Here is a 21,996-nt window from a genome sequence, read left to right on the forward strand (position 1 = left end):
ACCCGCGTCCTCACAGACCGGACGTGTCCGGCCGTCCCGGGCCCGGGTCCAGCGGCGGTACCTGCCACACCGGATCCGGGTCGCGGGGCCCGAACAGCGCGGTGAGCCCCAGGTGGACGGCCATCGCGGTGACGGGCCAGGCGAGCAGCGCGCCCTTGGCGTCCAGCTTCAGCGGGGCGTCGAAGGTGACGCCCTTGCCCGCGGCCCTGGCGGCGGCCACCACGTCCTGGTTCGGGCCGAGCCAGATGCCCAGGCGCCAGGCGAGCAGCGAGGCCAGCAGGCTGCCGGCCGCGAGCCCGACGACCAGCGCGATACCGCCCCCGCGGCGGCACAGGAAGACGGCGGCGGCGCTGAGCGCGCCGAACCCGAGGGCCAGCAGGATGAACGTTCCGTCACCGCCGATCGCCTCCTCCCCCTCGGTGTCCTTGAGGAAGACGGCCTTGTCGTCGGCGATCAGCGGCACCTTGGGCGCCAGCCACAGCCACAGCAGTCCGAGCGCCACTCCGGCCACGGTCACGGCGAGGGCCACGACCACCGCGTCCCGCAGTTCCTTCTTCATGGCGGGCCCCTCCTCGACGGTTCCGGGCGCGGTGGCACCGGCGTGCGTCTGCCACGGGTCGTCGCCCGGGGGCTGCTGATGGGGGGGTGTCAGAGGTGCGGTCACCCTGACATCGTGCCAGGCGTGTCTGTGCGCTGCCTCACCGGACCGCCGCCCGGCGGTAGGCCCACGCCGCCACGGCGAGCGAGACGGCGCCGACCGCAGCGCACACCCCGAGGTCGAGCGCGATCAGGCCCCAGTCGGGCTGCGCGTCGAAGCTGCGCGCGAGGGCCTCCACGCCGTAGGTGGAGGGCAGCAGATCGCGGGCGTACGCGATGGGCCCGGGCATCCGGGAGGCCGGGAGCACACCGAGCAGCAGCGCCGCCGACATGCCCAACTGGCCGAAGAGCGTGGCCAGTTCCTGGCGCGGGGCGAGCAGGCCGAGGGCCGCGCCGAGCCCGGAGAGCGCGGCTCCGGCGAGCGGGACCACCGCGGCGAGCACCCACAGGTGCCCCAGCGGCAGCCCGAACAGCAGACAGCCGAAGACGGCGGTGACCACGGTGCCGGGCACGGTGAACGAGGCGTACGCGGCGGCGGCGCCGAGGACCACGGAGGCGGGCGGCACGGGCAGCGTCGCGTAGTGGTCGAGGCCGCCGTTCGCACGGAGCTGGCCGAAGTACTGGGCGAGCAGGTTGAGCGCGACGAAGGCGACGACCAGCACGCTCGACCCGGCGACCACGGCGCGGGCCTCGCCGCCGCCGTCCACCACGCCGCGCATCAGGATCATGATGCCGACGGACTGGAAGGTCGCGACGAACAGGAGCGGGATCCGGGCCACCCGGGCCCGCGAGAGCTGGGCGCGGTAGACCGCGGCGAGCGCGGGCAGCAGCCGGGCGCGGGGGGCCAGCGCGGCGGCGTGCGGGGCGCCGGGACGCTCGGCCGCGCCGCCCGCCGGGGCCCGGCCCGCGACGGCTTCCACGCTGCTCTCCAGGGGCAGGGCGCTCACGCCTTCACCAGACCTTCCGTGCGGCCGCCGAGGGCGAGGTAGACGTCTTCGAGGCTCGGCGTGGCCAGGGTGAAGTCGTCGAGGGCGGCGAAGGCGGGGCCGCCGGTGACGGTGGCGACGGCGGCCCTGGCCCGCTCGGGGCTGAGCCGCAGCGTCCAGCGCCGCCCCGACTCCTGGGCCGAGGCGCGCAGCGCCGCGACCTCGGGGACCTCGACGGGCGCGCGCTCGCGCCACACGAGCTCGACCCGCACCTCGTCGGCGACCCGGGCCTTGAGGCCGGCGGGGGTGTCACAGGCGATGACCCGGCCGCGCTCCAGCACGGCGACCCGGTCGAGCACGGTCTCCGCCTCGATGACGTTGTGGGTGACGAGCAGGACGGTCGCCCCGTGGTCGGCGCGGCGCCGGTCGACGGCGGCCCACACCGCGCGCCGGGCCACCGGGTCCATGCCGGTGGTGGGCTCGTCGAGGACCAGGACGGGGCGTTCGCCGACCAGCGCGGTGGCGAAACAGGCCAGGCGGCGCTGGCCGCCGGAGAGCTTCTTGAGCGGGCGTCCGGCGATCTCGTCCAGGCCGAGCTCGGCGAGGACCGCGTCGCGTTCGGCGCGTGCGGCGCGCAGGGTGAGCCCGCGCAGCCGGCCGGTGGTCTCGGCGGCGAGCGAGACGGTGAGCTCGTCCAGCGCGGTGGACTCCTGGCCGAGGTAGGCGATCAGGCGGGCCGCGCGTTCGGGATGGCGCACCAGGTCGTGGCCGAGGACCTCGACACTGCCCGCGTCGGGCCGCATGAGCCCGGTCAGCTGGCGCACCAGGGTGGACTTGCCGGCCCCGTTGGGCCCGAGCAGCCCGAAGATCTCGCCCCGGCGCACGTCGAGGTCGACGCCGTCGGTGGCCCGCACCTCGGGCGTACCGGGCGCACCTCGCCGGCCCCGGGTCGCGGGGTACGTCTTGACCAGGCCCCGCACCGTGCAAACGGTGCCGGCCCGCGCCGCTGCTGTGCCGGTACTCACGGAGAACGAGCCTAAGGGGTCCGGCGGGCCGCCCCGCCCCGGGGGCGCCCTGGCCGCGCTCCCCGCGCCGCCCCCGACCCCGGGGTCACTCGCCGGCCGGCTGGCGTTCGGCCGCGGCCCGTACGTCGATCTCGCGCCAGAAGCCGGCCCGGATCGCGTACCGGTCGTGCTCGTCGATCTGGTCGTCCTTGTGCGCGAGGAGGCCGAACCGGGCGGCGTAGCGCAGGAGTTCACCGTCGATGCGGTGCGGGATGCGGGGGTACATCGTGGAGAGCTTCTGGACGTGGGAGGGCTCCGGCAGCCGCTCCATCCAGCGCCGCGCGAAGACCTGGCCGACCTCGTAGGGGTCACCGCCGACCGTGGTGATGTCCTCCTCGCGGTCCGCCCAGCGCTGCTCGGCGCTGGTGAGCTGGGCGAGGGTGGGCAGCGACGCGGTCTCGGGCGACTCGCCGAGCGCGGAGCCGGGCCGTTCCACCCAGCCCTTGTCGGAGGACCAGCGCAGGGTGGCCGACGCGGGCGGGGGCGGGGGCGCGGCCTGGGCGCCGGCGGGGCCGCGCAGTGAGGCGAGGTCCTTCGGTGTCGGTACGCCCTTGGCGCCGCTGGGGGCGGGCACGGCGCTGCCGTTCTCGCCGGGGGCCTGGGGGGTGGCGGTGGCGCCGCGCACGGCGGCGGCCTGGGCCTCGGCGGCCCGCTCGGCGGAGGCCGCGAGGGCGGACTCGGGCAGCGGCGCGGAGAGGATGGCGGCGATCTCGGGGCGCGGGGCCGGGGCGGGGGCGCAGATCCCGGTGAGGTCGCGGGCGCGCACCGCCCGGGTGATCCAGGCCCGGTCGAGGACCCGGCGCTCGTCGGCCTCGGCGACCAGGTCCTCGGACTGGTTGTAGTCACCGTCGGCGGCCTGCACGGCCCACAGGTGCACGGCGACCCCGTGTTCCTTGGCCGACATCAGGCCGGGCAGCAGATCGCCGTCGCCGGTGACCAGGACGACGTCGGAGCAGGCCCGGTTGCGGGCGAGTTCGGTCAGTTCCGCGTGCATCGCGGCGTCCACGCCCTTCTGGGCCCAGCGTCCGTCGCTGCGGGTCAGGGCCCCGAGGCGGACCGTCACCCGGGGCATCACGCGCAGCCGGCGGTGCTCGGGCTGCGGCACCCGGTCGGGGGCGCCGTCGAACCAGTAGATGCGCAGCAGCGGCTGCTGGGTGTCGGCCTCGGCGCGCTCGCGGAGGCCCTGGATCAGGGCGGCATGGTCAACGGTGATGCGGGAGCGGGCCGGTTCTCCGGCGAGCAGACTCGCGGCGGCACCGAGCAGGTAGCCGGCATCCACCAGGACGACACAGCGATCCATGCGTTCCACCCTCTTTCGGGAACGGAAAAGCCGAAGAAAAAGAAATCGGGAGCGGGGTTTCGGGAGATCACCGAATGAACTTCGGGTTTCCTTCGAGTCTGCCCGACCGCGCAAGGGTTGAGCACCGGAACTCGATCATCGGCGTGGCGGATTACGGCGTCGCCGCGTGCTCACACACGGTAATGATCCGAAATGCGCTCTTTGTCCATCTGTGTGAGTCTGACAGCGGCCCTGGCCCCGAGTTCCCCCACAGGAGGCAGCACCATGGCCAAGAACAAGAACCGCAAGTCGGGTGGTCAGCAGGACCGTTCCAGCGCCGCCGAGCGCGGTCAGGAGCAGTCCAAGTCCACCGCCTTCGAGTCCCAGGCGATGCCCCAGTCGCAGGGCCAGGGCAGCCCGGCGGATGTTGCTCGTAAGCACCAGCGTCGCTTCGGCCATAACTAGCCGTCATTGCGAGCGAAAGGGACGCACCCGAGGGGTGCGTCCCTTTCTCGTACGCGTTCTCGCCGCGCCCCGTGCGGGGCGGCCGAACGTGTTTGCGGTGGGCGGAAAAGCCCGCCGCGCTCAGCCGGCCAGGCAGGACGGGCCGAGCAGTACCTTCAGGTCGCCGAACAGGGCCGGATCGGGCTGCACCCGGTGCCGGTCGAGCCGCAGCACCGTGGTCGAACGCGGGCCCTGGAGCTTGATCCGCACCTCGGTGTTGCCCCGGTGGTGGCCCAGGATCTCGCCGAGCCTGCTGACCATCGGCGGGGTGACCTTGACGGTCGGGATGGTCAGGACGACCGGGGCGTTGGTGCCCGCCGACGACAGGTCCGGGACCATCAGCTCCATCGCGACCAGACGCGGGATGTCCTCGCGCTTGTCGAGGCGGCCCTTGACGAACACCACGGCGTCCTCGACCAGTTGGGTCGACACCAGCTGGTAGGTCGCCGGGAAGAACATGCACTCGATGGAGCCCGCCAGGTCCTCCACGGTGGCGATCGCCCAGGCGTTGCCCTGCTTGGTCATCTTGCGCTGGAGGCCGGAGATGATGCCGCCGATGGTGACGATCGAGCCGTCCGAGTAGTCCCCGCCGGTGAGCTGGCCGATGCCCGCGTCCGCCTTGTCGGACAGCACGTGCTCCAGGCCGAAGAGCGGGTGGTCGGAGACGTACAGACCGAGCATCTCGCGCTCCTGGGCCAGCAGATAGGACTTCTCCCACTCCACGTCGCCGAACTCGACGTCGAGGCCGAAGCCCGGCTCGCTGCTGTCCTCGTCCATCCCGCCGAAGAGGTCGAACTGGCCCTCGGCCTCCTTGCGCTTGACCTGCACCACGTTGTCGATCATGGGCTCGAACTGCGCGGTCAGGCCCTTGCGGGTGTGGCCCATGGTGTCGAAGGCGCCCGCCTTGATGAGCGATTCCGTGGTGCGCTTGTTGCAGGCGGCCGCCTCGACCTTGTCCAGGTAGTCGGGGAAGGAGGCGAACTTCCCCTTGGCCTTGCGGGAGCGGATGATCGAGTCGACCACGTTGGTGCCGACGTTGCGCACGGCCTCCAGGCCGAACAGGATCACGTCGTCGCCCTGGGCGGCGAAGTTGTGCACCGACTCGTTGACGTTCGGCGGCAGCACCTTGATGCCCATGCGCCGGCACTCGTTGAGGTAGACGGCCGACTTGTCCTTGTCGTCCTTCACCGAGGTGAGCAGCGCCGCCATGTACTCGGCCGGGTAGTTCGCCTTGAGGTACGCGGTCCAGTACGTGACCAGGCCGTACGCCGAGGAGTGCGCCTTGTTGAAGGCGTAGCCGGCGAACGGGACCAGCACGTCCCACAGCGCCTGGATCGCCGCGTCCGAATAGCCCTTCTCCTTGGCGCCCGCCTGGAAGAGGACGAAGTTCTTGGCCAGCTCCTCGGGCTTCTTCTTGCCCATCACGCGGCGCAGGATGTCGGCCTCGCCGAGCGAGTACCCGGCGACGATCTGGGCGGCCTTCTGGACCTGCTCCTGGTAGACGATGAGGCCGTAGGTGAGGCCCAGGGTCTCCTTGAGCGGCTCCTCCAGCTCCGGGTGGATCGGGGTGATCTCCTGGCGGCCGTTCTTGCGCTCGGCGTAGTTCGTGTGCGAGTTCATGCCCATCGGGCCCGGCCGGTACAGGGCCGAGACGGCGGAAATGTCCTCGAAGTTGTCGGGCTGCATCTGGCGCAGCAGTGAGCGCATGGGGCCGCCGTCGAACTGGAAGACGCCGAGGGTGTCACCGCGGCAGAGCAGTTCGAAGGTCTTCGGGTCGTCCAGCGGGAGCGCGAGCATCTCCAGCTCGATGCCCTTGTTGGCCTTCACCATCTTGACGGCGTCGTCCATGATGGTCAGGTTCCGCAGGCCCAGGAAGTCCATCTTCAGGAGGCCGAGCGACTCGCACTGCGGGTAGTCCCACTGCGTGATGGTCACGCCGTCGGTGTGGCGCACCCAGATCGGGGCGTGGTCGACGATCGGCTCGCTGGACATGATCACGCCGGCCGCGTGCACACCCATCTGACGGACCAGGCCCTCGACGCCCTTGGCGGTGTCGATGACCTTCTTGACGTCCGGCTCGTTCTCGTACATCCCCCGGATCTCGCCCGCCTCGCTGTAGCGCGGGTGCTTGGGGTCGGTGATGCCGGACAGGTCGATGCCCTTGCCGAGGACGTCGGCGGGCATCGCCTTGGTGAGGCGGTCGCCCATCGCGTAGGGGTAGCCGAGGACGCGCGCGGAGTCCTTGATGGCGTTCTTCGCCTTGATCTTTCCGTAGGTGCCGATCATGGCGACCTTGTCGGAGCCGTACTTCTCCGTCACGTACCGGATCACTTCGACGCGCCTGCGCTCGTCGAAGTCGATGTCGACGTCGGGCATGGAGACGCGCTCGGGGTTGAGGAAGCGCTCGAAGATCAGGCCGTGCGTGATCGGGTCGAGGTCGGTGATGCCCATGGCGTACGCCACGATCGAACCGGCCGCCGAGCCCCGGCCGGGACCGACCGCGATGCCGTTGTTCTTGGCCCACATGATGAAGTCGGCGACGACGAGGAAGTACCCCGGGAACCCCATCTGGATGATGATGTCCATCTCGTACTCCGCCTGCTTCTGGCGGTCCTCGGGCACACCGCCCGGGTAGCGGCGCTCCATGCCGACCCGGACCTCCTCCTGGAACCAGGTGACCTCGGTGTAGCCGTCCGGGATCTCGAACTTCGGCATGAGGTTCTTGGCCTCGAACATGCCGGTGGTGTCGATCTGTTCGGCCACCAGCAGGGTGTTGCGGCAGCCCTCCTGCCAGGCGTCCGAGGAGTCGATGGCGTACATCTCGTCGGTGGACTTGAGGTAGTAGCCGGTGCCGTCGAAGCGGAAGCGGTCCGGGTCCGAGAGGTTCTTGCCGGTCTGGATGCACAGCAGGGCGTCGTGCGCGGTCGCCTCGTGGGCGTAGGTGTAGTGCGAGTCGTTGGTGACCAGCGGCGGGATGCCCAGCTTCTTGCCGATCTCCAGGAGCCCGTCGCGGACCCGGCGTTCGATCTCGATGCCGTGGTCCATCAGCTCCAGGAAGTACTTGCCCTCGCCGAAGATGTCCTTGTAGTCGGAGGCCGCCCGCATCGCCTCGTCGAACTGGCCGAGCCTGAGCCGGGTCTGGACCTCGCCGGAGGGGCAGCCCGTGGAGGCGATGAGCCCCTCGGACCACTGCGAGATCGTCTCCTTGTCCATCCGCGGCCACTTCTGGAGCCAGCCCTCGGCGTACGCGTCGGAGGAGAGCCGGAAGAGGTTGTGCAGGCCGGTCTTGTTGTGCGCCCAGATCGTTTTGTGCGTGTAACCACCCGAACCGGACACGTCGTCGCGCTTCTGGTGCGGCTGTCCCCACTGGATCTTGCGCTTGTTGCGCCGCGACTCGGGGGCCACGTACGCCTCGATGCCGATGATCGGCGTGACGCCCGCCTTCTTCGCCGAGTGGAAGAAGTCGTAGGCGCCGTGGAGGTTGCCGTGGTCGGACATGGCGATGTGCGTCATGCCCATCTCGTTGCAGGCCTCGAACATGTCCTTGAGCCGCGCGGCACCGTCCAGCAGCGAGTACTGGGTGTGGACGTGAAGGTGCGTGAACGGTGTCTTGGACGTGCCAGTCACGGTTGGGGCCTCCAACGGCAGGGGGGGTCTCGCGGAGCGGGGGGACAGCCTCGGAGTCTACGTCGCCGCACCGACAGCCGAGGGGAAAGCCGGCGTGCGCGGCCCGGACGGGACGGCGGCCGGGCGGGCGGCGGGCACTTGGCTGTACGGTCGCGCGTTGGAAGGGGCACACCCCGTCCCGATCGTGAACCAGGCAGTACGCACCAGGAGGCACCCAGCGATGTCGGTCCAGCCCAGCGCGCAGGCGCGCGGCGAAGAGATACTCGCCGTTTTCGAGACCGCCTTCGGCCGGCTCCTGGCCGCCGACCCGGCCGCGTTCCGGGTCAAGTTCCGCAAGATGGCGGCCTCCGCCTTCGCCTTCTACCGCGGCACGGCCTGCCTGTTCTACTCCGATCTGGAGAAGGAGCGGCACGGCGGTCCCTACCTCGACGAGCGCACCGGCCGGGTCTGGATCCACGGCGACCTGCACGCCGAGAACTTCGGCACGTACATGGACGCCAACGGGCGGCTGATCTTCAACGTCAACGACTTCGACGAGGCGTACGTGGGCCCCTTCACCTGGGACCTGAAGCGGCTCGCGGCCTCGCTGGCCCTGATCGGCTACACCAAGGCGCTGGGCGACGAGCAGATCTCCTCCCTGGTGCGCACCTGCGCCACCGCCTACCGCGAGCGCATCCGCGCGCTGGCCTCGGGCGCGGCGGACCCGGGCTCGGCCGAGCTGCCCCCCTTCACCCTGGACACGGCCGAGGGCCCGCTGCTCGGCGCGCTGCGCGACGCCCGGGCCCGCACCCGGTTCGCGCTGCTCGACTCGATGACCGAGATCCGCGACCACGAGCGCCGGTTCACCGAGGGCGACGGCTCGATCGAGCTGGACGCGGCGACGCGGTACAAGGTGCTCGCCGCCTTCGACGGCTATCTGGAGACGCTGCCCGAGGAGAGCCTGGTGCGTCCGGACTCCTACCGGGTCAAGGACGTGGTGGGGCGGCGCGGCATCGGGATCGGCTCGGCGGGTCTGCCCTCGTACAACATCCTTCTGGAGGGCCACAGCGACGCCCTGGAGAACGATGTGGTGATCTACATCAAGCAGGCGCAGACGCCGGCGGTCTCGCGGCACATCACCGACCCCGCGGTCCGGGGCTACTTCCAGCACGAGGGCCACCGCACGGTGATCTCGCAGCGGGCGCTCCAGGCCGCCGCCGACCCGTGGCTCGGCTGGACCGAGCTGGACGGCGCGGGACAGCTGGTCGCCGAGGTCTCGCCGTACGCGGTGGACCTGGACTGGTCCGACATCGACGACCCGGACGAGATCGCGGCGGTCGTCGCCGACCTCGGCCGGGCCACCGCCACGATGCACGCGGCGGCCGACGACGAGAGCGGCCACTCGGAGCTCGTGCCGTTCTCCACCGAGCGCGCCATCGACGCGGCGATCGCCGCCGACGAGACCGGCTTCGCCGATCTCCTCGTCGACTTCGCGCACTCCTACGGGGCGCGGGCCAGGGCGGATCACCAGATCTTCGTGGACCTGTTCCGTAACGGTCGGATTCCGGGTCTCCAGTCTCACTGAACCTTTAGGCACGGCTGACAGCCCGGCATGGCACACTCACCCGCGATGGACATATCAGGGACGCAGCTCAGAGCGGCACGCGCGGCGCTTTTCACAGCGCTCGTCGTGACGCTCTCGGCCGCGTCCCACGTGCTGCTCTCGCAGGTCCCGCTGCCGCTCACGCTGGTGGCCGCGGCCGCCGGCGCGGTGTTCGTCATCGCCTACGCGCTGGCCGGGCGCGAGCGCGGGTTCGGGGCCATCGCCGGCGCCCTGGTCCCGCTGGAGCTGGCCGCCGACACTCTGTTCACCACCGGCCAGCACGTCTGTTACGGCCCGGCGGGCGGCCCCGTCGCGGGCGCCCTGCGCGCGGTCGGCGTGGACGTGCTGTGCGGCGGCGGCACGCTGGGCGCCGTACGCACCCCGGCCACCGCGGCCACCCTCCTGACCCACCCCGGCCCGGCCGTGCCCTGGCTGCTGCTCGCCGCGCACCTCGCGGTCGGGCTGCTCGCCGCGCTGTGGCTGCGGCGCGGCGAGGCGGCGCTGGCCCGGGTGCTGCGCGCGGTGGGCGCGTTCGCCTTCCGGCCGCTGCTCGTCGCGGCCGCCGTGGTGCGCGCCGTCGCCGGCCACCCGGATCGGCCCGCCCGCCCGTCGCACCACGGGCCCGGACCCTCGCGCACCCGCCTGCTGGTGCACTCCGTGGCACGAAGGGGTCCGCCGGCGCGCTCGCTCGGCCTCGTCTGAGCCCGCAGCACCGCAGCACCTGCCCCTTTCCTCTTCTGCCATCCGGAGAAAACGATCATGAGTTCCCGCAACAGCCAGGCCAACAAGGCCGCCGCCCGCGAGCGGCTGCGCGCGGAGCGCGAGCGCGAGGCCAAGAGGGCCAAGGCCCGCCGCCAGATCATCGTGGCCGCGTCCATCGTCGGCGTCCTCGCCGTCGCGGGCGGCGCCGGTTACGCGATCATGCAGGCCATGAAGCCCACCGCGTGGGAGGCCGCCAAGGACAAGACCCTGGTGAAGCCCGCGAACTCGGGCAGCGACGGCACGAGCGTCGTCATCGGCAAGGCGGACGCGAAGAAGACCCTCGAAATGTACGAGGACCCGCGCTGCCCGATCTGCTCGCAGTTCGAGCAGGCCGTCGGCCCGACGATCAAGAAGGACGTCGACGCCGGGAAGTACAAGATCCAGTTCATCGGCGCCACGTTCATCGACAAGGGCAGCCCGGGCACCGGCTCCAAGACCGCCCTGAGCGCCCTCGGCGCCGCCCTGAACGTCAGCCCCGAGGCGTTCCTGGAGTACAAGAGCGCGCTCTACTCGGCCAAGTTCCACCCCGAGGAGACCGACGACAAGTTCAAGAGCCGCGACTACCTGATCGAGATCGCGGACACCGTCCCGGCGCTCAAGGGCAACGCGGCCTTCGCCAAGGCGGTCAAGGACGGCACCTACGACAAGTGGGCGCTGGTGATGTCGGACAAGTTCGACAGCAGCGGCGTCCAGGGCACGCCGACCCTGAAGATGGACGGCAAGAAGGTCACCGCCGAGGGCTCGGACAACGCGCCCTCGGACCCGGCCGCCTTCACGGCCGCGATCGACAAGGCGCTCAAGGGCTGATCCCCCGCTCCCCCGCGGGGGGGGGGGGGGCCGGCCCGCGCGGGGGGGGGGGGGGGGGGGCGCGCGGGGGGGGGGGGGGGGGGGGGGGGGGGGGGGGGGGGGCGGGGCCGGGGGGGGGGGCCGCCCCCCCCCCCCCCCCGCCCCCCCCCCCCCCCGCCCCCCCCCCCCCCCCCCCCCCCCCGGGCGGGCGCCCCCCGGGCGCCGGCGGGGCCCCCCCCCCCCCCCCCCCCGCGTCGGGGGGGCGAGGGAGCCGGGCCGGTCCGGTCCGGCGCTACGCCTCGGCGAGGCTGTCGAGGAAGCCGAGCGCGGTCTGCCAGGTCCGCTCGGCCGCGGCCTCGTCGTAGTCGGGCAGCTGCGGGTCGGTGTAGAGGTGGCCGGCGCCCTGGTAGCGGTAGACCTCCACGTCCGCCCCGGCCCGCCGCATCTGCAGGTACCAGGCGTTCAGCCAGTCCGCCGGCTCGAACGGGTCCGGGTCGGCGACGTGGAGCTGCACGGGCAGCTCGTCCACGGATGTGTTCTCCGCCATGTCGGAGGTGCCGTGGAACAGCAGCAGACCGCGGGCCTTGCTGTCGCCGAGCGCCAGGTTCTGCGCGATGGACCCGCCGAGCGAGAAGCCCGCGTAGACGAGGCCGGCCTCCGAGTGGGGGGCCGCGGCCAGAATCGCCCGTTTCAGCAGCTCATCCGTGCCGATCTCGTCCTTGATCTCCCTGCCCTCCTCGACGGATTCCACGGTGCGTCCTTCGTACAGGTCGGGGACGTACACCTGGTGTCCGGCGGCCCGCAGACGCGCGGCCGCCTCCTGTACGGCGGGGCGCAGACCGTAGACCGAATGGAAAAGCATGATGTTCATGGGGCCATCGTGCCAGTTACGGTCGGGGGCATGGAGAACGTACTGCGTCCGTTGATCGTCATCGGCGGGTCGGTCGTGCTCACGCTCGTTGTGGGGTGGCTGGCCGACCGACTACTGCGCCGAACCGACGCGCGTCATCACGAGACCCCACTGTGGGGACTGCTGCGCCGCTGCCGCATTCCGCTGAACCTCGTCCTGCTCACCGCGATACTGCGGGGCTCCTACGACGAGATCAAATGGAGCCCGGTGCAGGAGCACGAGGCGGGCCTGGGACAGTTCCTGTCCCTGATCCTGATCGGGGCGAGTTCCTGGCTGGTGGTGCGGATCGCCACCGCCGTCGTGGATTCCTCCTACTCCCGCTACGCCGCGTCCACCCGTGATCCCGCCCGGGTCCGCCGGGTCCGCACCCAGGTCACGCTGATCCAGCGGGTGGTCAGCGCGATCGTCATCGTGGTGGCCGTCGCCGCGATGCTGCTCACCTTCCCCGCGATGCGGGCGGCGGGCGCCTCCCTGCTCGCCTCGGCGGGCATCGTGGGCATCGTCGCCGGTGTGGCCGCCCAGTCCACCCTCGGCAACCTCTTCGCCGGACTGCAGATCGCCTTCGGCGACATGGTGCGGCTCGGCGACACGGTGGTGGTCGACGGGGAGTGGGGCGTCGTCGAGGAGATCACGCTCACCTTCCTCGCGGTCCGCACCTGGGACGAGCGCCGGCTGACCATGCCGGTGTCGTACTTCACCAGCAAGCCGTTCCAGAACTGGTCGCGCGGCGGTGTCCAGATGACCGGCACCGTCTACTTCCACCTCGACCACTCGGCGCCGCTGCCGCTGATGCGCGAGCGGCTCGCCGTGATCCTCAAGGAGTGCCCGGCCTGGGACGGCCGTGACTTCTCGCTCGCGGTCACCGACACCACGCCCTCCACCATCGAGGTGCGCGCGGTCGTGACGGCCAAGGACGCGGACGACATCTGGACGGTGCGGGTCACGGTCCGCGAACAGCTGGTGGCCTGGCTGCACGAGGAGCACCCGTACGCGCTGCCGAGGATCACCACCGAGCAGGCCGGGCTCTCAACCCGCCCGGAGCGCGCGGCACTTGAGGAGCGGCGGCCCTAGGGGGTCGCCCGAGCCGGTGGCGCCACGGGCTCACCTCAGGCTGCGGACGTCGAGCTGCCGCAGCACCCGGTCCACGATCTCGGGGTCGGCGCCCGGCTCGTTGCGTGCGGACAGCACCTCGTGCCGGGCGGCCGACATCATCTCGCGCTGGATGCGCTGCACCGCCCTGATCCGCTCCACCCGCTTGGCATAGGACGCGCGCCGTTCGTCGTCGACCATGTCGGGGCTGATCCGCGCGCCCACGTCGTAGGCCCTGCGGTGCAGCTGCTCCATGACGTCCTCGGGCAGCTCCTCGACGTCCTCGATCTCCTTCAGGCGCCGCTTGGCGGCCTTCGCGGCGCGGATCGCGAGGTCGCGCTCCAGGGCGCGCTCGGCGTCCGTGTCGGCCCGCACCCCGAGCCTCCTGACCAGCCAGGGCAGGGTGAGCCCCTGGAAGACCAGGGTGGTCATGATCACGGCGAAGGCGATGAAGACGATCTCGTCACGGCCGGGGAAGGGCGCGCCGTCGTCCGTCTTCAGCGGGATGGCGAGCGCCAGGGCCACCGAGGCCACCCCGCGCATCCCGGCCCACCACATGATGACGGTCTCGCGCCAGGAGGTCGGGATCTCCTCGTCGTAGTCGCGCTTGTTGTGCAGCCGCTTGGCGAGCCAGGTGGCCGGGAGCAGCCACAGCAGCCGTACGCCCACGACGACGCCGACCACGCCCGCCGCCCAGCCGAACATGTGGGCCTCGTGGCCGGTGGCGGTGCCGAACACGTTGTGGAGTTCGAGGCCGATCAGGCCGAACGCCACCCCGGTCACCAGGGTGTCGACGATCTCCCAGAACGTGGCCCCGGCCAGCCGGCCCTGCACGTCGTCGGCGTCCATCGTGTGCTCGGCGAGGAACAGCGCCACGGTCAGCACCGCGAGGACGCCCGAGCCGTGGAACTCCTCGGCCAGGACGTAGGCGACGAACGGGACGAGCAGGGTGAGCCCGATCTGGAGCGTGGGGTCGCCGAGCAGGCTCATCACCTTGTTGGCGATCCAGCCGAGCGCGAGGCCGACGGCCACGGCGACCACCGCCGAGAGCACGAGCTCACCCGCCGCCGAGGCCCACGAGAAGCTGCCGGTCACGACCGCCGTGATCGCCACGTGGTAGAGCACGATCGCGGTGACGTCGTTGAAGAGGCCCTCGCCCTCCAGGATCGACACCAGGCGCCGCGGCAGCCCGAGCGAGCCCGCGACGGCGGTCGCCGCGACCGGGTCGGGCGGCGCCACGAGCGCGCCGAGCGCGACGGCCGCGGCGAGCGGCAGGCCCGGCACGATGGAGTTGGCTACGGCCGCGACGGCGGCCGTGGTCACGAAGACGAGCGCGACGGCGAGCAGGAAGATCGGCCGTACGTTGGCCGTGAACTGCCGCCAGGAAGTGCGCTGTACGGAGGCGTAGAGCAGCGGGGGCAGCACGAGCGGCAGGATGAGTTCGGGCTCGATGTCGACATTGGGCACGAACGGGAGCAGCGCCATCACGATGCCGCCGAGCGTCATGAGCACCGGCGCGGGCAGTCCCAGGCGCTCCCCCAACGGGACGGTCACCACCGCGCCGAGCATGAGCACGAGCAGCAGGGCCAGCTGATCCACGGGATGCCCTCCGGGCGGTGCGGGCCTGGACGGCCTTGACGATCAAGACCTCAAGCGTGCCACGCAACCCGCCCGAACCGCCCATCGGGGCTCATAGCGCCGGGCTCACGGCCGGCGGAGCACCCGCCGCATGGCCTGGTGCGCGATGCCGGCGTCCGGGAACTCCGGGCCGTAGGCCTCGTATCCGAGCCGCTGGTAGAAGCCGAGGGCGTGCGTCTGGGCGTGCAGGTCGACCGCGGTCAGGCCGCGCTCGCGTGCGGCCTCCTCGATCGCGCGGACCAGGGCCGCGCCGACGCCGAGGCCGCGGGCCTCGGCGGTCACGGCGAGCCGGCCGAGCGAGCCGATGTCCGCGCCGCCCGTCCTCGCCAGGGTGCCGGGGCCGTGCAGGAGGCGTCCGGTGCCGAGCGGGCCCCGGGGGCCGACGGCCAGGACGTGCAGGGCGCCGGCGTCGTACGCGTCGTACTCGATGTCCTCGGACACCCGCTGCTCGACCACGAAGACCTGCCGGCGCACGGCGAAGCAGGCCGCGCGGTCGGCCTCGTCCTCGGCGACCCTGACCTCGTAGGCGGTCATTCGCTCTCGGCACGGATCGTGTCGAGGGCGTGCTGCAGGTCGGCGGGGTAGGTGCTCTCGAACTCGACCCACTGGCCGTCCGAGGGGTGCTCGAAGCCGAGCCGGACCGCGTGCAGCCACTGGCGGGTCAGCTTGAGGCGCTTGGCGATGGTGGGGTCGGCGCCGTAGGTGAGGTCGCCGACGCAGGGGTGGCGGTGGGCCGACATGTGGACGCGGATCTGGTGCGTGCGTCCCGTCTCCAGCTTGATGTCGAGCAGGGAGGCGGCGCGGAAGGCCTCGATCAGGTCGTAGTGCGTGACGGAGGGCTTGCCCTCGGCGGTCACGGCCCACTTGTAGTCGTGGTTGGGGTGGCGCCCGATCGGGGCGTCGATGGTGCCGCTCATCGGGTCCGGGTGGCCCTGGACCAGGGCGTGGTAGCGCTTGTCGACGACCCGCTCGCGGAACTGCGCCTTGAGCGAGGTGTAGGCCCGCTCGGACTTCGCGACGACCATCAGGCCGGAGGTACCGACGTCGAGGCGGTGCACGACGCCCTGGCGCTCGGCGGCGCCGGACGTGGAGATGCGGTAACCGGCCGCGGCGAGGCCGCCGATGACGGTGGTGCCGGTCCAGCCGGGGCTCGGGTGGGCGGCGACGCCCACCGGCTTCATGATCACGACGATGTCGTCGTCGTCGTGCACGATCTCCATGCCCTCGACGGGCTCCGCGACGACCTGCACGGCGGCCGGTGCCTGCGGCATCTCGACCTCCAGCCAGGCCCCGCCGTGCACCCGCTCGGACTTGCCGACCACGGCGCCGTCGACCTGGACCTTCCCGGCCGCGGCGAGCTCGGCCGCCTTGGTGCGGGAAAACCCGAACATGCGGGAGATGGCGGCGTCGACGCGCTCGCCTTCGAGGCCGTCGGGAACGGGCAGGGTGCGGATCTCGGGAATCGTGCTCACCCGTCGAGTATGCCTTGCCCCACCGGCATCGCCCGCCGCGCGTCCGGCGGGCGGGCCCGCCCGGGCCGTCAGTCCTTGTGGACGGTGCCGTCCGGGCCGTCAGTCCTTGTGGACGGTGCCGTCCGGGTCGAGGCCGCGGAAGGAGAGGATCACGATGAGGATGCCGCCGCAGACGATCGCCGAGTCCGCGAGGTTGAAGACCGCGAAGCCCTTGGGGGCGATGAAGTCGACGACCGCGCCCTCGAAGACGCCGGGCGAGCGGAAGATCCGGTCGGTGAGGTTGCCGAGCGCGCCGCCGAGCAGCAGACCGAGCGCGATGGCCCAGGGCAGGCTGTAGAGCTTGCGCGCGAGCCGCGCGATGACCACGATCACGGTCGCCGCGATGATCGTGAAGATCACCGTGAAGGCCTCGCCGATGCCGAAGGCCGCGCCCGCGTTGCGGATCGCGTTCAGCTGCAGCAGGTCACCGATGACCTCGATCGGCTCGTGGTGCTCCAGCCTGGCCACCACGAGCATCTTGCTGCCGAGGTCGAGAAGGTAGGCGAAGACCGCCACCGCGAACAGCACGGCGATCTTCCGCTTGCCCTTCGGCTGCTCGGCAGGGGCCGCCTGCTCGTCGGCCCCCTCCACATCCGGCGTACCGATGACGCTCTCCGCCTCTGCCACGTGAGTCCCTCGACCGACTGGGTTGCTGACTGAGCACGAGAGTACGGCACGCCCGTACGGGCTCAGCCCCGCCTTTCCTGCTTCTGCTTGTCCTCCACGCACAGGGTGGCGCGCGGGAAGGCCTGCATCCTGGCCTTGCCGATGGGGTTGCCGCAGACCTCGCAGTAGCCGTACGTCCCGGCGTCCAGGCGCTCCAGGGCGTGCTCGGTCTGCTCCAGGGTCTCGCGGGCGTTGGCGGCCAGGGCCATCTCGTGCTCGCGGGTGATGTTCTTGGTACCGGTGTCGGCGTCGTCGTCGCCCGCGCCGTCCCCCGAGTCGCGCATCAGTCCGGCCAGCGCCGCCTCCGAGGCCTCGATCTCGCTGCGCAGCCGCAGCACCTCGCTGGACAGCTCGTTACGGGCCTCGGCGACCTCCGCGGGCGTCCAGGGGTCCTCGCCCGGCCGGACCGGGAGCTCGCCCGGGGCCGCCGTGGCGACGGCACGGGCCGCGGGCACCGCCGATGCCCCGGCGGCCCCGGCCGTCGTCGCCCCGCCCGCAGTCTTCTTCGCAACCACCTTGTCGGCTCCCGTCTCTTCCGCGGCCGCAGCCGCCCCCTGGGCCGCGGTCGCGGCCTGTCCGGCACCCGCTCCGGCCGACTTCGCCGGAGCCGTCTTGCCGGTCGCCTTGTCGGACGCGGCCCGTGCCGTCCCGGTTGCCTGGCCGGCCGCGGTCTTTCCCGCGGCGCCCTTCTTGGCGGTGTCCTTGGCGGCGGTCTTCTTCACCGCGGTCTTCTTCACGGCCGCCGCCTTCTTCGCCACGGTCGTCTTCACGGCCGCCGCTTTCTTGGCCACCGTCTTCTTCGCCGCCGTCTTGTTCGCCACCGTCTTCTTCGTGCCGGCGCCCGCGGCAGCAGGGGTGGCGCTCGGTTCTGCGGACGCCGATGTGCTCTCTACGGCGGTCTTCTTCGCCACCATGGCCGCGGCCCCTTCACATATTGTGATCTTGCACGCGAATCGTGCTGGGACGATAAATCGACCCCAGGCCCGCGGCAACGGGGCACGCCGCCGATCCGCCCCGCCCCGACCCGCGGCACGGCGAACCTGCATCGGTTGTGCCCAGCTCCCGCCCCGGTGAATCCGCCGGACGGGCGGCGCCGGAGACCGCCGGGGCTCGTGTGGCCATTCGGGTCATGCGCGGGGCCCGCCCGCGGGCCCCGATAAACCGGTCGGCCGCCCTTGTCCCGGCCCCGTACACTGGCCGCAGCGAGAGGCGTGGACGGGACGAGTAGCGGCGTACGCAGCCAAGAGCGATCCGGGGACGGTGTGAGCCCGGAGGCGAGCGCGCGGTGAAGATCACCCCCGAGCCGCCGGAAGAACGGCCTCCACCGGGAGGCCCAGTAGAACCGGCTTCGCGACCCCAATGAGGGGGCGGTGTTCCGCACACCGCCAAGGAGGGTGGTACCGCGGGAGCGCCCCACGAGGGCAGGCTCTCGTCCCTCCGACGGAACCGCACGACGATCCGCCGGAGGATGACCGGATGTCGCAGTACCGCCAGGTGCCCGCCCAGGTAGACCTGCCCGCCCTAGAGCACGCCGTGCTCGACTTCTGGGAGCAGTCCAAGGTCTTCGCCAAGAGCCTCGAACAGTCCGAGGGCCGCCCCGAGTGGGTCTTCTACGAGGGCCCGCCCACCGCCAACGGCATGCCGGGCGCCCACCACATCGAGGCCCGCGTCTTCAAGGACGTCTTCCCGCGCTTCCGCACCATGCGGGGCTACCACGTGGCCCGCAAGGCCGGCTGGGACTGCCACGGCCTGCCCGTGGAGCTCGCGGTCGAGAAGGAGCTCGGCTTCAGCGGCAAGAAGGACATCGAGGCGTACGGCATCGCCGAGTTCAACGCCAAGTGCCGCGAGTCGGTGACCCGGCACACCGACGCCTTCTCCGACCTGACGACCCGCATGGGCTACTGGGTCGACCTGGACGACGCCTACCGCACCATGGACCCGCAGTACGTCGAGTCCGTGTGGTGGTCCCTGAAGGAGATCTTCAACAAGGGCCTGCTCACCCAGGACCACCGCGTCGCCCCCTGGTGCCCGCGCTGCGGCACCGGTCTCTCGGACCACGAGCTGGCCCAGGGCTACGAGACGGTCGTCGACCCCTCGGTCTTCGTCCGCTTCCCGCTGACCGGCGGCCCGCTGGCCGGCGAGGCGGCCCTGCTGGTGTGGACGACGACGCCGTGGACCCTGGTGTCCAACACGGCGGTCGCGGCCCACCCCGAGGTCACCTATGTCGTCGCCACGAACGGCGAGGAGAAGCTCGTCGTCGCCGAGCCGCTCCTGGAGAAGGCCCTCGGCGAGGGCTGGGAGGTCACCGGCCGCAGCTTCACCGGCGCCGAGATGGAGCGCTGGACCTACCAGCGCCCCTTCGAGCTCGTGGAGTTCCCGAGCGCCGGCGAGGCAACGGACGGGGACAGCGCCCAGTCCGCGCACTACGTCGTGAACGCGGAGTACGTGACGACCGAGGACGGTACGGGTCTGGTCCACCAGGCGCCCGCCTTCGGCGCCGACGACCTCCTGGTCTGCAAGGCGTACGGCCTGCCGGTCGTGAACCCGGTCCGCCCCGACGGCACCTTCGAGGAGGACGTGCCGCTGGTCGGCGGCGTCTTCTTCAAGAAGGCCGACGAGCGGCTGACCGCGGACCTGGCCGAGCGCGGCCTGCTGTTCCGCCACGTCCCGTACGAGCACAGCTACCCGCACTGCTGGCGCTGCCACACCGCGCTGCTCTACTACGCGCAGCCGTCCTGGTACATCCGCACCACCAGCGTCAAGGACGCGATGCTGCGGGAGAACGAGAAGACCAACTGGTTCCCCGAGTCGGTCAAGGAGGGCCGCTTCGGCGACTGGCTCAAGAACAACATCGACTGGGCGCTGTCCCGCAACCGCTACTGGGGCACCCCGCTGCCCATCTGGCGCTGCGAGGAGGGCCACCTGACCTGCGTCGGCTCGCGCGCCGAGCTGACCGGGCTGACCGGCACCGACCAGTCGTCCCTCGACCCGCACCGCCCGTACATCGACGACGTCACGTTCACCTGCACCGACGAGGGCTGCTCGCTCGAAGCGGTGCGCGTGCCCGAGGTCATCGACGCCTGGTACGACTCGGGTTCGATGCCGTTCGCGCAGTACGGCTACCCGTACCAGAACAAGGAACTCTTCGAGTCCCGCTACCCGGCCCAGTTCATCTCCGAGGCCATCGACCAGACCCGCGGCTGGTTCTACACGCTGATGGCGGTCGGCACGCTGGTCTTCGACAGGTCCAGTTACGAGAACGTGGTCTGCCTCGGCCACATCCTGGCCGAGGACGGCCGCAAGATGTCCAAGCACCTGGGCAACACGCTGGACCCGATCCCGCTGATGGACCGTCACGGAGCGGACGCGGTGCGCTGGTTCATGGCGGCCGGCGGCTCGCCGTGGGCGGCCCGCCGGGTCGGGCACGGCACCATCCAGGAGGTCGTGCGCAAGACGCTCCTGACGTACTGGAACACGGTCGCCTTCCAGGCCCTGTACGCCCGTACGTCCAACTGGGCGCCCAGTGCGGCCGACCCGGCCCCGGCCGAGCGCACGGTCCTGGACCGCTGGCTGCTCTCCGAGCTCAACTCCCTGGTGGAGCAGGTCACTTCGGCCATGGAGGCGTACGACACGCAGAAGGCCGGCAAGTTCCTGTCCTCCTTCGTCGACGACCTCTCCAACTGGTACGTGCGCCGCTCGCGCCGCCGCTTCTGGCAGGGCGACAAGGCCGCGCTGCGCACGCTGCACGACGTGGTCGAGACCGTCACCCGCCTCATGGCCCCGCTGACGCCGTTCATCACCGAGCGCGTCTGGCAGGACATGGTGGTGCCGGTGACCCCGGACGCCCCGGAGTCGGTCCACCTGTCGACCTGGCCGCAGGCGGACGCGTCGCTGATCGACCCGGCGCTCTCCTCGCAGATGGCGCTGGTACGCCGCCTGGTCGAGCTCGGCCGGGCGACCCGCGCCGAGTCGGGCGTCAAGACGCGCCAGCCGCTGTCGCGCGCGCTGGTCGCGGTGGCGGGGTTCGAGACCCTCTCCCCCGAGCTGCACGCGCAGATCACCGAGGAGCTCAACGTCTCCTCGCTCGCCTCGCTCTCCGAGGTGGGGGGCTCGCTGGTCGACACCACGGCCAAGGCGAACTTCCGGGCGCTCGGCAAGCGGTTCGGCAAGGGGGTCCAGGACGTGGCCAAGGCGGTGGCCGCGGCGGACGCGGCGGCCCTGTCCGCATCGCTGCGCGACACCGGGGCGGCGTCGGTGGAGGTGGGCGGCGAGAGCGTGTCGCTGGCCCCCGACGAGGTCATCATCACCGAGACCCCGCGCGAGGGGTGGTCGGTGGCCTCCGACTCGGGCGCCACGGTCGCCCTCGACCTGGAGATCACCCCCGAGCTGCGGCTCGCGGGTCTCGCCCGGGACGCGATCCGGCTGATCCAGGAGGCGCGCAAGAACAGCGGGCTCGATGTGGCGGACCGGATCGCGGTGCGCTGGCAGTCCTCCGACCCTGAGGTCTCTTCGGCGCTGGCGGAGCATGCTTCGCTCATCGCGGACGAGGTGCTGGCGACGGACTACGCGGTCGGCGAGGGGGACGCCTCCTTCGGCTCGCCCTTCACGGACGAGCCCCTGTCCCTGACCTTCCGCCTCCGCAAGGCCTGACGCCCCCGGGGCCCGGCGACCCCGACTCGCTCGACCCCCTGGGGCCCGGCCCCGGGGGGTTTGCCCACCCACCCGCCCGCGCAGGGGGTTGGAGGGTGCGGCCCCTTGGGCTGCGCCCCAGACCCCCCTGAGGGGCTCCGCCCCTCAAACCCCGCCGGGGGCTCCGCCCCCTGCACCCCCGGGGGTTTGCCCACCCGCCCGCCCGTGCAGCGGGCTGGAAGGTTCGGCCCCTGGGGCTCCGCCCCAGACCCCCCGAGGGGCTCCGCCCCTCGAACCCCAGCGGGGGCTCCGCCCCCTGCACCCCCTATCGCGCCTGAACGGCGCTCGTCCTCAAACGCCGGACGGGCTGAGGTGGCCGATGCTGCCCAGCACCGAGCAGTTAAGGGGCGCGGGGAACTGCGCGAG

General features: G+C 71.8%; 17 protein-coding genes. 6 read left to right on the forward strand and 11 right to left on the reverse strand.

Going from position 1 to position 21,996, the window contains the following annotated elements; all coding sequences use genetic code 11:
• Positions 1–10: 10 nt before the first annotated feature.
• The 4 genes from ACGF3I_RS31370 to ACGF3I_RS31385 form a co-directional block, all read right to left on the reverse strand.
• Positions 11–664 (reverse strand): hypothetical protein, encoded by a 654-nt coding sequence (locus ACGF3I_RS31370; RefSeq protein WP_393137989.1) that lies wholly within the window; start codon positions 662–664, stop codon positions 11–13.
• A gap of 34 nt (positions 665–698) precedes the next feature.
• Complete coding sequence (locus ACGF3I_RS31375; RefSeq protein WP_393138021.1) at positions 699–1,517, reverse strand: ABC transporter permease; 819 nt, start codon at positions 1,515–1,517, stop codon at positions 699–701.
• 23 nt (positions 1,518–1,540) lie between these two features.
• Entirely contained in the window at positions 1,541–2,548 is a 1,008-nt protein-coding gene (locus ACGF3I_RS31380; protein ID WP_393137991.1) for an ABC transporter ATP-binding protein, read from the reverse strand.
• A gap of 85 nt (positions 2,549–2,633) precedes the next feature.
• Positions 2,634–3,887 (reverse strand): NYN domain-containing protein, encoded by a 1,254-nt coding sequence (locus tag ACGF3I_RS31385; protein WP_393137993.1) that lies wholly within the window; start codon positions 3,885–3,887, stop codon positions 2,634–2,636.
• Positions 3,888–4,151: 264 nt separating this feature from the next.
• Here ACGF3I_RS31385 and ACGF3I_RS31390 point away from each other — a divergent pair, with 264 nt between their 5' ends.
• Entirely contained in the window at positions 4,152–4,331 is a 180-nt protein-coding gene (locus ACGF3I_RS31390) for a hypothetical protein (protein WP_393137995.1), read from the forward strand.
• A gap of 120 nt (positions 4,332–4,451) precedes the next feature.
• Here the strand turns inward: ACGF3I_RS31390 and dnaE are convergent, their stop codons facing one another.
• The gene (gene dnaE / locus ACGF3I_RS31395) at positions 4,452–7,997 is read right to left on the reverse strand and encodes a DNA polymerase III subunit alpha (RefSeq protein ID WP_393137997.1); all 3,546 of its coding nucleotides are present in this window, start codon (positions 7,995–7,997) and stop codon (positions 4,452–4,454) included.
• Positions 7,998–8,217: 220 nt separating this feature from the next.
• Between dnaE and ACGF3I_RS31400 the strand changes: the two genes are divergently transcribed.
• Genes ACGF3I_RS31400 through ACGF3I_RS31410 form a run of 3 tightly spaced genes read left to right on the forward strand, consistent with a single transcriptional unit; the run spans position 8,218 to position 11,148 of the window.
• The gene (locus tag ACGF3I_RS31400) at positions 8,218–9,561 is read left to right on the forward strand and encodes a DUF2252 domain-containing protein (protein ID WP_393137999.1); all 1,344 of its coding nucleotides are present in this window, start codon (positions 8,218–8,220) and stop codon (positions 9,559–9,561) included.
• A gap of 45 nt (positions 9,562–9,606) precedes the next feature.
• Positions 9,607–10,281, forward strand: coding sequence for a hypothetical protein (locus ACGF3I_RS31405; RefSeq protein ID WP_393138023.1), 675 nt, complete (start codon positions 9,607–9,609; stop codon positions 10,279–10,281).
• A gap of 57 nt (positions 10,282–10,338) precedes the next feature.
• Positions 10,339–11,148 carry a thioredoxin domain-containing protein gene (locus tag ACGF3I_RS31410; protein WP_393138001.1) on the forward strand — a complete coding sequence of 270 codons (810 nt, stop codon included), beginning with the start codon at positions 10,339–10,341 and terminating at the stop codon, positions 11,146–11,148.
• Between the two features lie 271 nt (positions 11,149–11,419).
• Here the strand turns inward: ACGF3I_RS31410 and ACGF3I_RS31415 are convergent, their stop codons facing one another.
• The gene (locus ACGF3I_RS31415) at positions 11,420–11,998 is read right to left on the reverse strand and encodes a dienelactone hydrolase family protein (protein ID WP_393138003.1); all 579 of its coding nucleotides are present in this window, start codon (positions 11,996–11,998) and stop codon (positions 11,420–11,422) included.
• Between the two features lie 30 nt (positions 11,999–12,028).
• Between ACGF3I_RS31415 and ACGF3I_RS31420 the strand changes: the two genes are divergently transcribed.
• Positions 12,029–13,108, forward strand: a complete 1,080-nt coding sequence (locus ACGF3I_RS31420; RefSeq protein WP_393138005.1) for a mechanosensitive ion channel family protein — start codon at positions 12,029–12,031, stop codon at positions 13,106–13,108.
• A gap of 30 nt (positions 13,109–13,138) precedes the next feature.
• Here ACGF3I_RS31420 and ACGF3I_RS31425 read toward each other — a convergent pair whose 3' ends face one another.
• From ACGF3I_RS31425 to ACGF3I_RS31445, 5 genes are all read right to left on the reverse strand, one after another.
• Positions 13,139–14,725 carry a Na+/H+ antiporter gene (locus ACGF3I_RS31425; protein WP_393138007.1) on the reverse strand — a complete coding sequence of 529 codons (1,587 nt, stop codon included), beginning with the start codon at positions 14,723–14,725 and terminating at the stop codon, positions 13,139–13,141.
• A 105-nt stretch (positions 14,726–14,830) separates the two neighbouring features.
• A complete protein-coding gene (locus tag ACGF3I_RS31430) occupies positions 14,831–15,298 on the reverse strand; it encodes a GNAT family N-acetyltransferase (RefSeq protein WP_393138009.1) in 468 nt (155 codons plus the stop codon).
• The gene (locus tag ACGF3I_RS31435; protein WP_393138011.1) at positions 15,295–16,236 is read right to left on the reverse strand and encodes an RluA family pseudouridine synthase; all 942 of its coding nucleotides are present in this window, start codon (positions 16,234–16,236) and stop codon (positions 15,295–15,297) included. Before ACGF3I_RS31435 ends, ACGF3I_RS31430 begins: the two co-directional genes overlap by 4 nt.
• A 99-nt stretch (positions 16,237–16,335) precedes the next feature.
• Entirely contained in the window at positions 16,336–16,902 is a 567-nt protein-coding gene (gene lspA / locus ACGF3I_RS31440; protein WP_393138013.1) for a signal peptidase II, read from the reverse strand.
• 62 nt (positions 16,903–16,964) lie between these two features.
• Positions 16,965–17,855, reverse strand: a complete 891-nt coding sequence (locus ACGF3I_RS31445; RefSeq protein WP_393138015.1) for a TraR/DksA family transcriptional regulator — start codon at positions 17,853–17,855, stop codon at positions 16,965–16,967.
• A gap of 562 nt (positions 17,856–18,417) precedes the next feature.
• Between ACGF3I_RS31445 and ileS the strand changes: the two genes are divergently transcribed.
• A complete protein-coding gene (ileS, locus tag ACGF3I_RS31450; RefSeq protein WP_393138017.1) occupies positions 18,418–21,591 on the forward strand; it encodes an isoleucine--tRNA ligase in 3,174 nt (1,057 codons plus the stop codon).
• The last annotated feature ends 405 nt before the right edge of the window (positions 21,592–21,996 follow it).

The sequence above is a fragment of the Streptomyces sp. NPDC048111 genome, from assembly GCF_043202815.1.
Lineage (GTDB): Bacteria > Actinomycetota > Actinomycetes > Streptomycetales > Streptomycetaceae > Streptomyces.

Excerpts from the sequence above, each read along its gene's own strand:
- ACGF3I_RS31400 (WP_393137999.1), top strand. The coding sequence starts at position 8,218 with ATGTCGGTCCAGCCCAGCGCGCAGGCGCGCGGCGAAGAGATACTCGCC.
- ileS (WP_393138017.1), top strand. The coding sequence starts at position 18,418 with ATGTCGCAGTACCGCCAGGTGCCCGCCCAGGTAGACCTGCCCGCCCTA.
- ACGF3I_RS31445 (WP_393138015.1), bottom strand. The coding sequence starts at position 17,855 with ATGGTGGCGAAGAAGACCGCCGTAGAGAGCACATCGGCGTCCGCAGAA.
- ACGF3I_RS31430 (WP_393138009.1), bottom strand. The coding sequence starts at position 15,298 with ATGACCGCCTACGAGGTCAGGGTCGCCGAGGACGAGGCCGACCGCGCG.
- ACGF3I_RS31415 (WP_393138003.1), bottom strand. The coding sequence starts at position 11,998 with ATGAACATCATGCTTTTCCATTCGGTCTACGGTCTGCGCCCCGCCGTA.
- ACGF3I_RS31420 (WP_393138005.1), top strand. The coding sequence starts at position 12,029 with ATGGAGAACGTACTGCGTCCGTTGATCGTCATCGGCGGGTCGGTCGTG.
- ACGF3I_RS31410 (WP_393138001.1), top strand. The coding sequence starts at position 10,339 with ATGAGTTCCCGCAACAGCCAGGCCAACAAGGCCGCCGCCCGCGAGCGG.
- ACGF3I_RS31390 (WP_393137995.1), top strand. The coding sequence starts at position 4,152 with ATGGCCAAGAACAAGAACCGCAAGTCGGGTGGTCAGCAGGACCGTTCC.
- ACGF3I_RS31385 (WP_393137993.1), bottom strand. The coding sequence starts at position 3,887 with ATGGATCGCTGTGTCGTCCTGGTGGATGCCGGCTACCTGCTCGGTGCC.
- ACGF3I_RS31405 (WP_393138023.1), top strand. The coding sequence starts at position 9,607 with ATGGACATATCAGGGACGCAGCTCAGAGCGGCACGCGCGGCGCTTTTC.